The sequence below is a fragment of the Nitrospirota bacterium genome (assembly GCA_016214385.1).
In the GTDB taxonomy this organism is placed as follows: domain Bacteria; phylum Nitrospirota; class Thermodesulfovibrionia; order UBA6902; family JACROP01; genus JACROP01.
The window spans coordinates 1-13,673 of sequence record JACROP010000017.1 but is presented as its reverse complement, the minus strand read 5'-3'; the positions used below and the strand labels follow the sequence as shown (position 1 = coordinate 13,673).

Below are 13,673 nucleotides of genomic sequence, written 5' to 3'. Positions count from 1 at the left end.
CATAACCCTGAGGGCTTTTCCAAAAGGTAACCATGTGATAATCGAAGTCCACGACGATGGTGCAGGTATTGATATGAATAAAGTTTTACTAAAAGCACGCGAAAGGAAATTAATCCCGGAGGAGCAGGTTTTAAGTAAACAAGAAATCATTGATCTGATATTTCTCCCCGGGTTAAGTACCAAGGCAGAGGTCAGTGAGGTCTCAGGCAGGGGGGTCGGTATGGATGTAGTCAAAAATAAAATAGCCGCCCTTGGAGGTTTTGTAGACGTTGAAACAGAAGTCGGGAAAGGGGCTGTTTTTATTCTAACTCTTCCAATAACCCTTGCCATTATTAAGGCCCTGCTGGTCAATGTATCAGGAGAGACATTCGCTATACCTATAGCATCTGTTGCAGAAACTATGGTTGTACAGCCAGATGAGATACAGACCATAGAGGGCAGAGAGATCCTGAATGTCAGGGGCGAAATGCTTTCTCTGCTCACGGTGTCAGATGTATTTAGATTACAGCAGGCAGTCAGGGATAAATTTTTTGTCATTATAGTCGGTATGGGCGAAAGGCGCCTGGGCCTTATAGTTGATGATGTGCTGGGTCAACACGAAATTGTTATTAAATCCCTCGGTGAATATCTCAGCGGCATTCCTGGTTTTGCAGGGGCTGCAGAAATCGGGAAACACGAGATTATCCTCGTCCTTGATGTTGAGGCATTAATGGAAGAGTCATCTTTAAGGAGAAGAATGGCCAGTAAAACCGAAGGGACTTAACATGTACGAAACTTTTTATGGATTGAAGCGCAAACCTTTTACCAGAACGCCGGACCCGAGGTTTCTGTTCTACAGCAAGGCCCACGAGGAGGCTCTCGCAAGGCTTCAACATGGTGTTGAGGAAAAGGATATGATGCTTTTAACAGGAGACGTAGGCTGTGGTAAGACAACTCTTTCCCGCGCCCTTATGAATTCCCTCAATGAACAATACAGAATTATTTCGATAGTGAACCCCCGCCTTACCCCCTCACAATTCTTAAGGACCATAGCAAGAAGGCTTGACATCGAGAGCTCTCAGGTTTTTAAAAATGATGTAATCGAAGCGATTTATGAAAAGGTATACGATGACTATAAAAGAGGGATAACGCCGGTAATAATTATTGATGAAGCCCACCTGATTCCGTATAAGGAGACTTTTGAGGAGATAAGACTTCTCACAAATTTCCAGCTTGATGAAAGTAACCTCTTAAGCCTTATTCTTATAGGCCAGCCGGATTTAAGAAAGAGACTTGAGCAGAGGTCATATTTATCTTTGAGACAGAGGATAAGCCTCAGGTACAACCTTGGCCCGCTCAATGCAGAGGAGGTTAAAGAGTATCTCTCACACAGACTCAGGATTGCCGGCAGGACTGACCCTGTTTTTACCGATGCCGCTATTGCTGCCATATACAGGCATTCGCGTGGTATTCCGAGAAATATAAATAATATTGCCTCATATTCATTGCTTGTAGGTTTTGAGAAAGAGATGCAGCTCATACCAGTAGAGATAATTTATGATATTTCCCATGAGATGGGACTCAACGGAGCGGTTAATGGATATAGCTAAAATCAGAAAAAAAATAAAGCAGCAGGGAGGGTCGGATAAGAATCAGACCCTTGAGAAAAAGCCTGATAGCGCAGAAAATGCATCTGAAGAAACAAAGGTAACTGAGGGCCAGACAGAGGTTGAAGAGACCCATGGGCTCGCAGAACCCCCCGGGGGTATAGAAGAAATGGTGGAGGTACTGGCTTTCAGGCTCAGCGGTGAAGAATACGCTATAAGAATTGGTGATATACAGGAGATACTGCGAAACCAGAGGATAACCATTGTGCCGAGGGCACCGAGCTATCTTCAAGGTGTAACCTCTATAAGGGGAAAAATTGTGCCAATTATTGATTTAAATAGCAGGCTCGGCCTGAAGAAAGTAAACAGCGAAAGGCGGAAGATTATAATCCTTTTTGGAACTAAAGGCCCTATAGGAATACTTGTGGATAAAGTTACAGGTGTTCTTAAGGTCTCAAAGAATGAACTGCATCCTCCTCCTGCTACTCTTACGGAATCCGAGGCTAATTTTATTGAAGGGGTGGCGAGAATACAGGATAAATTTATTTCTCTCCTTAAGCTTGAAGAGGTAACAAAAATAGGGGTGATGGATGTTTATAGTCAGACTTAGCAGTAAATAGAGAAGACACGATGAAAGAGAAACTTGAATTTAAAATCGTAGGGCTGGTAATTTCTGCAGTGTTTGTAGGCGTTGCGATAGCGGGCGTTGTGGCAGTAATATTTATAAGGTCAGATATATTTATGATGGCTGAAAAATATTCAGAAAAATACTCGAATATTACAGCTTCCATTATTGCAAAGGATATTGAAGATTCAATGCTTGCAGGTAAAGGTGCTGCAACAGCATCTATGATTGATAGGTATAAAAGCGCTGAAGAAAAAGTAATATCCATATTGGTCCTAAATTCGGAGGGGAGGGAGGCCTTTCGTAAAGAAGGCGAACCAATAGAGGCTGCTGCTGTCAATAAAATTAAAGAGACAGAAGCCCCCATTATTCAGATGACCAGGGATGCAATGCACTTCTATAAGCCTCTCATGAATTCTGAAAAGTGTATTAAGTGCCATAGTGCTCAGGATAAGATTCGTGGAGTAGTAAAGGTTTCAATGTTGTTGCCTTTAGAGCTTGCTTATGAGAGGGTAGCACACAGGATCAGGATTGTCCTGATCGGCCTGATATTTGGTGTGCTCTCACTTGGAGCACTTCTGTGGTTTGTCTTGAGGAGAGTTGTTATCAATCCGGTTAAACAGATTGAGGGTGCGACTAAACAACTCTCTGAGGGAGACCTGTCTTTTCAGATAAATGTCCATTCAAAGGATGAGATTGGGCGGCTGGGGCAGGACCTCAAGACTGCTGTCAGGGGCATAGGCAATATTATTATGAGGATAAAGGAGGTATCGCAAAGGGTTATTGGTGTGACCGAAGGCATTGAAAAGGAATCAAAAAAAGTCCTTGACGGAACTCAGTTAGAGGCCGAGTCCATAGGCAATATTTCGACCTCTATAGAAGAGATGAATGCCTCTATGGCAGAAATTGCGGGAAATATCACAGGTCTTTCTACATCAGCAGAACAGGCAGCTACTGTTGCTGAAGGGATGGTTGCTGATGTGGAGCAGGTTGCCGGGAATACTATAAATACATTCACTGCTGTAGATACCACATCAGCATCCATCGAAGAGATGTCTGTGGCTATAAAAGAGGTTGCCGAGAATGCCAGAGAACTTTCTGTAGCTTCTGAAGAGACGCTGTCTGCAGTTGAGGAAATAAACTCTGCAATAAAAGAAGTAGCCTCCAATATAAAGGAGGCAGCTATCCTGTCAGAAAAGGTTACTTCTGATGCCTCAGGTTTTGGTATGGAATCAATAAACAAGGTTATTGAGGGAATGGAGAGAATAAAAATCAATGTTGAAAAGACAGCAGAGTTTATAAAAGCGCTTGGCGGGAGGTCAGAAGAAATAGGAAAGATTTTAAATGTTATAGATGATATTACTGACCAGACAACACTTCTTGCCCTGAATGCTGCTATCCTTGCTGCACAAGCAGGAGAGCACGGCAGGGGCTTTTCTGTAGTTGCAGATGAGATAAAAGACCTTGCTGAACGGACAGCCTTTTCAACGCAGGAGATAGCCTCCCTGATACAGGCAGTCCAATCAGAGGTTAGAGGTGCTGTGGGAGCTATGAATGAAGGTTTGAATACAGTACATGAGGGCACCAGACTTTCAGGAGAGGCAAGGGAGGCACTGAAAAAAATCATAGGAAGCTCAAAGAAATCGAGCGAGATGGCTTCCTCCATCGAACGCTCCACCTCAGAGCAGGCGAGGGGAGTTAAGCTTGTTACTGATGCCATGGAAAAGGTCAGAAATATGGTGGAGCAGACAGCCAGAGCTACTTCTGAACAAACAAAAGGTGCTGCATTGATAGTTAAGGAGATTGGAAAAATCAAAGAGTTAGCTACATATGCTAAAGAGGCAGCGACATGGGAGTCCAAAAGCACGGGGTATATACGCGAGGCAATAGATGATATTTTCAGGAGAATACAGGAGATATCAAGGGCTGTTAATGAACAGAAAGCCGGTAGCGACCAGATAGTCAGCGCCCTTGAGGGTATTAAGGATCTGCCGCTTAATAATAAAAACAGGGCGTTTACAATAAATAAAACCCTTAAAGATTTGCTTAAAGATACAGAACTTCTCATGACAGAGGGCAGCAGATTTAAAATTACTGTCGAAAAGGCAGGCGTGGTGAGAGTGGGCGTTATGCCTTTAGAGGCGCCGGCAGAGATGTATAAACGATTTACTCCTTTCGTCGATTACCTTAGCAGGAAGATTAACAAACAATTTGAACTGAAAATCGCTATAGACTTTACTGATACAGTCAAAGATATTGGCATAGGGGTTACAAATATCTGTTACATGACGCCATCAACTTACATAGAAGCCCATGATAAGTATGGGGTTGAGGTTATTGCCAAAGCCCTCAGGAATGGAAGGCCTTATCACCACACAGTTATTATTGCAAAAGAAAGAGGCAAGATTAATAAGATCGAGGATATTAAAGGCAGGACATTTGCATTCGGTGATAGCCGCTCCACATCAAGCCATATAGTGCCGAGGGCAATGCTGCTTGAGCACGGCATTGATGTCAAAGACCTGCGCTATTCTAACTATCTTGGACGCCACGACGATGTTGCCATGGCTGTTTTAGATGGCGAGTTTGATGCCGGAGGAATTATGGAATCAACAGCCCTCAGGTTTAAAGACCAGGGGCTGAAATTTATAAAGGTTTCACAGGAAATACCAGAATTCAACATCTGTGTTAACAAAGAAATGCCGGCAGAAGAAAAACAGTTGATCAAAAGCGCCATTTTAGAACTCAATGATAAGACACCAGAGGGGGCTTCGGTGCTTAAGCTTATAAGCCCTGATTACACTGGATTTACAGAGTCTCTGGATGAGGACTACGATGGCATAAGGGAAATAATGCGGAAACTCGGAATGGGATAATTGTAATGAGAGGAATAATATGAAAATCAGTACGGGACTCAAAATTTTTGTCTTAGTAATGATGGCCTTTTCTTTAGCCGGTATGGTATCTGTTTCTATACAATTTACCAGTATGTCAGATAACGCCAGGGTGGTTAATTATTCTGGCATTGTGAGGGGAGCTACCCAGAGACTTGTCAAACTGGAAATAGCAGGACAACAGCCTGACAAGCTAATCGCTCAATTGGACAAGATAGTTAATGGGCTCATTAATGGTGATAAAGAACTGCAATTGCCCAGGGCCCAAGATCAGGAGTTTCTTGCTAAAATGCGCGAGGTTGAAAGGGCATGGGGAGGACTTAAAGAGGCTATTCGCAAGGCAAGGCAGGATAAAGCACACACCGATAGCCTTTTAAAAGAGAGTGAAGAATACTTTGAACTAACTAATAAAGCAGTATTCACAGCGGAAGGCTTTTCAAAGAGTAAGGCAACAACCCTTAAAACAATGCAGACCACCCTTCTTATTCTTACCGTTATCGCCCTTATTATAATCATACTATTAAGCCAGAAAAAGATAGCAAGGCCTTTGTCTGATCTGGCAGAAAGAGTAACCAAGGTCGCAGATGGAGACTTGAGGATAAGCATAGATTATGGCAGCAAAGGCAGGACTGGAGTACATGAGGTAGGAATGCTTTCAAAGGGCTTCAATTTCCTCACGCAAAAGCTTAGAGGTGCCATCCGCAATTTACATTCCACTGCCAACGACGTAATAATGGCCATAAAACAGATAAATATAACACTAAGGAAAGTCACAGATGCCACAAACAGCCAGTTCAGGTACACGGAAGATGTAGTCTCAGCCATGAAAAAGGCGGATGCTGCACAGAAAGAAACATTTAACAGCACTAACAGCCTCTCTGGTTTTTCCTCTGAAAATCTCTCTTCCCTTTCTGAGATACGGTCCACATCTGAGGGGGTCGCAGAGAACACAAACCAGTTGTTTCAATCACTTATAGATACCTATACAACAGTCTTAGAAATGTCAACCACTGCAAAGGAGATTGCTTATAGCACAGAGGAACTCTCCTCATCCACAGAAGAGACCGTAGCTGCTGTGGAAGAGATAAGTGCCAATGTCAAAGAAGTGGAAGGCAGCGCTAAGGAGTCCGCCCGTCATGCATCTCAGGTTACAAAGGTTGTGTCAGAGGTCGGCATGATGTCAGTAATAGATGCTGTGGAAGGCATGGAAAAAATATCTGAATCCATAGAGAAGTCCTCGGAGCTGATGGAACGGCTTGGAGCAAGGTCCAAGGATATAGAAAAAATACTTTCTGTAATAAAAAATGTGACCGAGCAGACAAATCTATTGAGTCTTAATGCAGCTATCCTTGCAGCACAGGCAGGAGAATATGGAAAAGGATTCTCAGTTGTTGCAGATGAGATCGGCGCCCTTGCGGATAGGGCAGCTTCTTCTACAAAAGAGATATCGAATATTATCAGGACCGTCCAGGGTGAGATGGCAGAGGCCATAAACGTCGCTCAAAATAGCAAACAGATAGCTCATAAAGGGAATGCCCTTGTCATGAAGATTGGAGACGCTTTCAGGGAGACCTTACACATCTCGGAAAAGTCCTCTGAGATGGCCAGGACAATCGAGAGGGCGACAGCAGAACAAACAAGGGGGATCATACAGATAAAAGAAGCCATAGGGACGATGAGGATGATGGTTGAGCATGTGGCAAAATTCACGCACGAACAGGAGAGTGGCTCCAAGCGCATCCTCGATGTTATTGAAAATGTCAAAAATATGTCCGAGCTTGTAAATAAAGGCATGCAGGAGCAGGCAGCAGGGATACGGCTGATGTCGAAAAATCTCGAGCTCGCTAATGAGAAAATTAAACAAATAGCTGGTTCAACCTCAGAACAGAAAAAGACCAATGAGGGTATTCTTATGGCTATGGAGGAAATAAAGGCTGCCGGTGATAGCACGTTATCAGTTATCAATGAAATGTCTACATCCTTTAATACGCTCTACCAGGAAGCAGAAGCTCTCAAGAAAGATATAGAGGGTTTTAAATTTGAGTAAGTTTGCTGTATTTATTCTTGCAGGCGAGGAATTTGGCCTTGAGATAGGCAGGATTGTGGAAATCCTTAAGGCACAGAAAATTACTCCACTTCCTAAACTTCCGAGTTTTTTGTGCGGGGTGATTAGTCTAAGAGGGATGGTGATACCGATAATGGATTTGAGAAAACGTTTTGGGATGGCGCCGTCTCCCATTCGTGAAAGGATCATAATCGTAAAGACTGTGAATGAAAGGATAGGGCTTCTTGTTGATGCTGTTAAAGAAATATTGAGTCTTGAGAAAGAACATGTGGTAGTTCCTCCTTCTATCTTTAAGGGGCTTAAGGCCGAATACCTCAGCGGAATTGGCAAAGCAGGCGACAGGTTAATCGTCCTTCTGAACCTCGATAACCTTTTAACATCCGAGGAAAGAATAGTCCTCGAAGAATTAAAATCGGAGATTCGTTCCGAACAGAGGGGTAGTGTTGGCTGAAGAATTAGAAAACCTATTAAGAGACGAAGATGTGGAGATCAGGAGAGAGGCGGTTGAGAAACTTCGAGAACTCGAAGATAAAGCTTTAGCCATCATGCTCCTTATCAAAGCCATTGAAGACCCTGATTGGCGTGTTAGGAAGACCTCAGTTGAAATCTTATTAGAACACAGGGGCGAGGCCGTCATCAAAGGTTTGATCGATGCCCTGTACCTGGAAGATAACGCAGGGGCAAGGAATTCAGCAATAGAGGCCCTCACGAAATTAGGCGCAGAGGCTACGGATTATCTTATAGAAGCATTTGAAAGCCCGAACAGGGACGTCAGGAAATTTATTATAGATATTTTAGGGGACGTGGGTGATAGAAAAGCCCTTCCCCTCATATTGAAGGCCATCAAGGACGAGGATGATAATGTAAGGGCATCTGCTGTTGAGCACCTGGGCAGAATGAGAGACGCCTCAGTTACTGATGCCTTAATTTCTATCCTTGAGAGCGGAGACCTCTGGTTGGGCTATCCAGCCGCAGATGCCTTAGGGAGGATTGGAGAGCCTAAGGCCATTAATGTCCTCCTTTCAGCATTATTAAAAAAGCCATTGAGAGAGCCAGCCCTAAGGGCACTCGGGAAGATAGGCGATATAAGCACATTGCCCTTTTTAGCGGGTTATCTGAGGGATTCCTCGAAAGTGGTTCGTGAGGAAACCCTGAAGGCTCTGGAGAAGCTCTTTCACAAAGGTTTTGGTGAAAAGGTAGCTGCTGAATTAAGAGATGTTTTTAAAGAGGGTGTTATTGATGTTCTTCTGCCATTTACCGTGAGTGACAGAAAAGAGATTAAAGTCGCAGCCATTATTCTTCTCGGCCTCCTTAGGGATGAAAAGGCAATTGCTCCTCTTCTTGAGATGTCATCCGAAGAGGAATTTCAGGAGGATATTACAAAGGCCCTTGTTTTTATTGGCACTGCAAAGCCTGAATCCCTGATACCTTTCTTTAACTCTGACGACCCTTATCAGAGAAGAACCATATGCGATATTGCCGGTAAGGTGAGGTCTACTATCTTCTTTACACCCCTTATCGAATGCCTCAAGGATGGTGATGGGCATGTCAGGGCAATGGCAGCTCGTTCCCTGTCTGAGATAGGCGACCTTCGTGCGGTCAGCTATATCGAATCCCTTCTTTTGGACGAATACGGGGATGTTCAAGAAGCGGCAGTAAGAACACTCGCAAGACTGAAAGAGGGGCTTTCTATTGATGAGGTCATAAATGGACTTTCAGATAAAAACGAGGTATTGAGAAGAAATTCCGCAATGCTGCTTGGCCTCTTAGGAGAGGCAGAGGCCATTGGGCCTTTAGGTTTTGCCATGAAGGATAGCAATGTCAGGGTAAGAATGGCAGTGGTTGATGCCCTGGGGCTTATCGGGGGTCCTGACGCTGTGAAATTATTGCTTTTGGCTATAACAGATGAGGTTCCGGATATAAGAAGGGCAGCAGCTATTACCCTCGGCAAGCTCGACGGTGATGAGGTTGTTGACTCCTTGATATTGCTCCTCCAGGACAGGGATGATTGGGTCAGGGCTGCTGCTGCTGAGAGCCTTGGTATTATTAGAAATGAAAAGGCTATCGAGCCTTTGATAAGCCTGCTGTCTGACGAATATGGCTTTGTGAAGACTACTGCAATAGAGGCCCTCGGTGGCTTTAAGGACGCACGGGCAAGGGCTGCGCTCTGCGGACTCCTTGATGATAAAGACCTGGAAATTAGAAGGACGACAATCGAGTCATTGTCCAATTTTGATGATGCGCTGGATTTAATAATTCCGCTCCTCCAGGACAGGGAATGGTCTGTTAGAAAAACTGCTGTAGATGTCATGGGGAAATTTCCAAAAGTGCAGACATACAGATATCTCAGAGAAGTGGCTGAAACCGATGAAGACCGGGAGGTGAAAAAGGCTGCAGAGAGGGTTTTAGGTGAGTGAAAAGGATGAAATAATAGAGCTTCCAGAGGACATCTTTCGCCTTTTAAGGGACCTCATAAAGGACTATTGCGGGATATACTTTGATGACGGTTCAAGATATATATTAGAAAGAAGGCTGGCAAATCGCTTAAGGCTTCAACACATGAGGGACTTCAGGGAATATTATCGATATCTGATGTATGATAAGAGAAGGGATGATGAGCTTACAGCAATTATTGATATACTTACTGTAAATGAGACCTATTTTTTCAGAGAACAAAATCAGCTTAAAGCATTTATCGATGAAATTATACCAGAGATCTATGAGAGAAATAAGGAAAAGAAAAAAATAAGGATATGGTCAGCCGGCTGTTCTACTGGAGAAGAGCCTTATACTATAGCCATGCTTGTCATGGAAAAGGGGATACCTGATAATTGGGATATCGACATTGTTGCCAGCGATATAAACCAGAGGGTGCTTCAGGTTGCGAGAAAAGGTGTTTACAAAAAGAATTCTTTCAGGACGACAAATAACTATTTTATATTGAAATATTTCGAGGAAGAACAGGGAGGCAATTTTAAAATATCCGATGCAGTGAAAAGCCTTGTTAATTTCAGCTATCTGAATATCCTTGACCCCTTCAAGGTGAAATTTGTAGGGCAGGTAGACATTATTTTCTGCCGCAATGTCTTTATATATTTTGACCCTGCTGTGAGAAAAAGGGTTGTCGAGAATTTTTATGACAGATTGATTGAAGGCGGCTATTTACTTCTCGGGCATGCTGAGTCCCTCATGAATATTTCTACAGCCTTCACGCTGAAACACCTTAAAAATGATATGGTATATCAGAAACCCCTGAAGGCAAGGATAATGAGAGATGCAGGATAAAGAGATAGAAGCCATAAAGGCCCTGGTTATTGACGACTCGGCTTTTAACCGCCAGACCATAAGAAGGATTCTTGAAAAGGACTCCAATATACAGGTTGTTGGAGTTGCATCTGATGGTCAGGATGGAATAGTCAAGGTGTTGCGTCTGAATCCAGATGTGATAACTCTTGACCTGGAAATGCCTGGAATGGATGGGTTTACCTTCCTCAGATGGATAATGAAAGAAAAACCCACGCCAGTAATAATTGTGAGTTCTTATGGAGACAGCCAGACAGTGTTTAAGGCCCTGGACCTTGGAGCTGTGGATTTTGTTGTTAAGCCTACCAGAAGGGTATCCAGGGATTTAGAGGAAATAGAAACCGACCTTTTAAGAAAAATTGAATCCGTAACATCCCTTAAGATTGAAAAACTACAGCAGAGCCTGTCCCTGCTGAGCCATAGAAAGGCCATAACAGAAGTTGCGATTAAAAAAACCAGCGAAATAGAGATGATTGCTATTGGTGCTTCGACAGGAGGCCCTGCTGCGATTCAATCCATATTAACCCGTTTACCTGCTGATTTCCCCTCTGCTGTTGTGATAAGTCAACACATGCCGAGGGGTTTTACAAGACAATTTGCAGAACGGGTAGATAAGCTTTCAATGATAAGGGTTAAAGAGGCTGAAGATGGGGAGGTTGTGGAAAAAAGCAAGGCCTTTGTATGTCCTGGCGGCTTTCATATGACATTTAAACATTCTGACGATAAAATTCTGACAGTGCTGAAAGAATCTTCACATAATGATAAATATTTCCTCTGAAAGAAATCCCGGAAAATATACTGGAAAGGATCAAGAGAGGAGGATAGGTTGGAGAGAGAGGAAGGTATAAGGAAAAGAGTCGAGGAATTTCTTCAGGTATTTCGCAAGGGAGAGGAATTTACGCAGGACCTATTAAAAGAGAATGAGAGATTGAGGTTCAAAATTGCTCAGCTCGAGGAGACACTCAGGAAATCCGAAGATGAGACAAGGATGAAGCTCTATATAGAAAGGATAAATGCCTTAGAGACAGAGAATAAGAATCTCCTGGAAAAGTATAAGTTAGTCGAGGAGGAAAATAAGGACTTCGCAGCAAAATATGTTGAAGTGGAGGAGGAGAATAATAATTTAGCTAACTTATATGTGGCGAGCTACCAGCTTCACTCCACGCTTGATTTTAATGAAGTTTTAAGAATAGTCCTGGAGATAATTATAAACCTGATCGGTGCCGAGAAATTTGCCTTAATGTTAATGGATGATAAATCAAATCAGTTGTTACCTGCAGCATCCGAGGGCATAAATCTGGACATAATACCATCCGTTAAAATGGGCAATGGTGTAATTGGGACTGTGGCGAGAAGTGGAGAAAGCTATTTTGGCTCTGATCTGAGTGCAGGCCAGACTGATGACTTTAGTAAACCACTTGTCTGTATTCCGCTAAAAATAAAAGAGCATGTGATAGGTGTTGTAGTCATTTACTCTTTGCTTGTACAGAAAAAGGGATTCTCTAATATTGATTATGAACTGTTTAATTTACTTGCCGGACATGCAGCTACGGCAATTTTTTCATCAAAGCTTTATACCCAATCTGAGAGGAAGCTGACTACAATACAGAGTTTCCTGGAACTTTTAAAAGAAAAACCAAAGAAATAGGAGGAATCATGCCTAACATTCTTGTTGTTGAGGATTCGCCGACAATGAGGCAACTCATATCCTTTGCCTTGAAAAGGGTTCCAGATTCAAATGTTGTTGAGGCTACTGATGGAGTCGATGCCCTGAAAAAACTTTCAGTCAAAAAGTTTGACATTATACTTGTGGATATCAACATGCCTGTAATGGATGGGTTAAAGCTGGTCAGTCTTGTCAGAAATGACCCGAACTATAAAAATATCCCGATTATCATAATCACAACAGAGGGGGCAGAAGAGGATAAAAAGAAGGCAATGGCAATAGGTGCAAATGCTTATCTGGCAAAACCGATTCAGACACAAGAGCTTCTAAAGTTAGTTGGCCAGTTTCTGGAGAAGCAGTAGGCCCGGGATTAATCATGCCTCTGGCCTTTGATATAAGACGCTTCAAGCTGGCCACATGCCGCTCCAATATCAGCACCTTTACTTTTTCTTATAATGACAGTCATATTTTTATCAATCAGAATTTTTTGAAAGTTTAACACCTTCTCATCAGAAGGCCGCCTTCCAGATACACAATCAGGAACTGGATTGAATGGTATCAGGTTTATCTTGCACCGCATCCCCTTCAATAATTTTGCAAGCCTGATAGCGTCTTCTACAGTATCATTAATATTATCAATCAATACATACTCAAAGGTGATTATCCTTCCTGGCTGCAGAGGAAAGTTCCTGCAGGCATCAAGAAGCTTTTTTATGGGGTATATCCTGTTTATAGGCATTATTGAATCTCTAATTTTATCAGTGGTCGCATTAAGGGATACAGCTAAATTGACGGCAGGGGCTTTCTCTGGCAATTGCAATATTTTTGTGGGAATGCCACATGTAGAAAGTGTTATCTTCCTCCTGGAAAAACCGAGCATTGTGACAAGCCTTTTAAGCGCCTCTACTACCTCATCAAAATTGGCCAGTGGTTCTCCCATACCCATAAAGACGATGTTTGTAATCTTACGCGGCTCTATCAGTCGCTGGACTGAAATTACCTGATCTACAATCTCAAGAGCCTTTAGATTTCTTTTAAGGCCGAGTTTCCCTGTAAGACAAAATTTACATCCCAATGCACAGCCGACCTGACTCGATACGCATAGAGTGAGTCTTTCTTCATCTGGAATTAAAACACACTCAATCCTTTTACCATTATCGAGCCCAAAAAGAAACTTCTCTGTCCCATCAATTGAGACCTGCCTTTTTAAAAGCTTTAAATTACTTAAGAATGCAGTTTCTTCAAGAAGCCTTCGGGATGATTTAGGCAAATCCGTCATTTCTTCAAAAGAAGTCACACGCTTCCTGTACATCCAGTGAAGAATCTGCCTTGCCCTGTAAGGTTTCAGGCCGATGCCCCCAATAAACCCGATCATTTCTTTCTCTGATAAAGCTTTAAGGTCAGTACGACTCGATTCCGAGTTAGTTTTCATTATAAATGTTGCACCGAAATTATTAATACAAAAGCATTTATTATTGTTACATAAGTTAGAGCAAGCAATGTGCAATTTATTTTAAAAATCCCCCTTAAATCC

General features: G+C 42.8%; 12 protein-coding genes. 11 read left to right on the top strand and 1 reads right to left on the bottom strand.

Annotated elements, in window-relative coordinates:
• Nucleotides 1-34: 34 nt before the first annotated feature.
• From HZC12_01035 to HZC12_00985, 11 genes are read left to right on the top strand one after another with little or no spacing between them, the layout of a single operon-like run.
• Entirely contained in the window at nt 35-763 is a 729-nt protein-coding gene (locus HZC12_01035) for a chemotaxis protein CheW (GenBank protein ID MBI5025318.1), read from the top strand.
• 1 nt (nt 764) lies between these two features.
• Nucleotides 765-1,589, top strand: a complete 825-nt coding sequence (locus HZC12_01030; protein ID MBI5025317.1) for an AAA family ATPase — start codon at nt 765-767, stop codon at nt 1,587-1,589.
• A complete protein-coding gene (locus tag HZC12_01025) occupies nt 1,576-2,196 on the top strand; it encodes a purine-binding chemotaxis protein CheW (protein MBI5025316.1) in 621 nt (206 codons plus the stop codon). Before HZC12_01030 ends, HZC12_01025 begins: the two co-directional genes overlap by 14 nt.
• 20 nt (nt 2,197-2,216) lie before the next feature.
• Nucleotides 2,217-5,087, top strand: a complete 2,871-nt coding sequence (gene phnD / locus HZC12_01020) for a phosphate/phosphite/phosphonate ABC transporter substrate-binding protein (GenBank protein ID MBI5025315.1) — start codon at nt 2,217-2,219, stop codon at nt 5,085-5,087.
• Nucleotides 5,088-5,106: 19 nt separating this feature from the next.
• The gene (locus HZC12_01015; protein MBI5025314.1) at nt 5,107-7,152 is read left to right on the top strand and encodes a type IV pili methyl-accepting chemotaxis transducer N-terminal domain-containing protein; all 2,046 of its coding nucleotides are present in this window, start codon (nt 5,107-5,109) and stop codon (nt 7,150-7,152) included.
• Entirely contained in the window at nt 7,145-7,621 is a 477-nt protein-coding gene (locus HZC12_01010; GenBank protein MBI5025313.1) for a chemotaxis protein CheW, read from the top strand. The genes HZC12_01015 and HZC12_01010 overlap by 8 nt, the downstream gene beginning before the upstream one ends.
• On the top strand, nt 7,614-9,587 hold the full coding sequence (locus tag HZC12_01005; protein MBI5025312.1) for a HEAT repeat domain-containing protein: 1,974 nt from the start codon (nt 7,614-7,616) through the stop codon (nt 9,585-9,587). Before HZC12_01010 ends, HZC12_01005 begins: the two co-directional genes overlap by 8 nt.
• A complete protein-coding gene (locus HZC12_01000; GenBank protein MBI5025311.1) occupies nt 9,580-10,455 on the top strand; it encodes a protein-glutamate O-methyltransferase CheR in 876 nt (291 codons plus the stop codon). The genes HZC12_01005 and HZC12_01000 overlap by 8 nt, the downstream gene beginning before the upstream one ends.
• Nucleotides 10,445-11,251, top strand: a complete 807-nt coding sequence (locus HZC12_00995) for a response regulator (GenBank protein MBI5025310.1) — start codon at nt 10,445-10,447, stop codon at nt 11,249-11,251. The genes HZC12_01000 and HZC12_00995 overlap by 11 nt, the downstream gene beginning before the upstream one ends.
• 48 nt (nt 11,252-11,299) lie before the next feature.
• On the top strand, nt 11,300-12,121 hold the full coding sequence (locus HZC12_00990) for a GAF domain-containing protein (GenBank protein MBI5025309.1): 822 nt from the start codon (nt 11,300-11,302) through the stop codon (nt 12,119-12,121).
• 8 nt (nt 12,122-12,129) lie between these two features.
• Nucleotides 12,130-12,501 (top strand): response regulator, encoded by a 372-nt coding sequence (locus HZC12_00985; GenBank protein MBI5025308.1) that lies wholly within the window; start codon nt 12,130-12,132, stop codon nt 12,499-12,501.
• Between the two features lie 8 nt (nt 12,502-12,509).
• Here the strand turns inward: HZC12_00985 and rlmN are convergent, their stop codons facing one another.
• Nucleotides 12,510-13,571 (bottom strand): 23S rRNA (adenine(2503)-C(2))-methyltransferase RlmN, encoded by a 1,062-nt coding sequence (gene rlmN / locus HZC12_00980; GenBank protein MBI5025307.1) that lies wholly within the window; start codon nt 13,569-13,571, stop codon nt 12,510-12,512.
• Nucleotides 13,572-13,673 lie beyond the last annotated feature (102 nt).

Bases quoted from the DNA above. Each gene is read 5' to 3' on its own strand.
- HZC12_01030 (MBI5025317.1), top strand. From the start codon at position 765: ATGTACGAAACTTTTTATGGATTGAAGCGCAAACCTTTTACCAGAACG.
- HZC12_01025 (MBI5025316.1), top strand. From the start codon at position 1,576: ATGGATATAGCTAAAATCAGAAAAAAAATAAAGCAGCAGGGAGGGTCG.
- phnD (MBI5025315.1), top strand. From the start codon at position 2,217: ATGAAAGAGAAACTTGAATTTAAAATCGTAGGGCTGGTAATTTCTGCA.
- HZC12_01015 (MBI5025314.1), top strand. From the start codon at position 5,107: ATGAAAATCAGTACGGGACTCAAAATTTTTGTCTTAGTAATGATGGCC.
- HZC12_00995 (MBI5025310.1), top strand. From the start codon at position 10,445: ATGCAGGATAAAGAGATAGAAGCCATAAAGGCCCTGGTTATTGACGAC.
- HZC12_00985 (MBI5025308.1), top strand. From the start codon at position 12,130: ATGCCTAACATTCTTGTTGTTGAGGATTCGCCGACAATGAGGCAACTC.
- rlmN (MBI5025307.1), bottom strand. From the start codon at position 13,571: ATGAAAACTAACTCGGAATCGAGTCGTACTGACCTTAAAGCTTTATCA.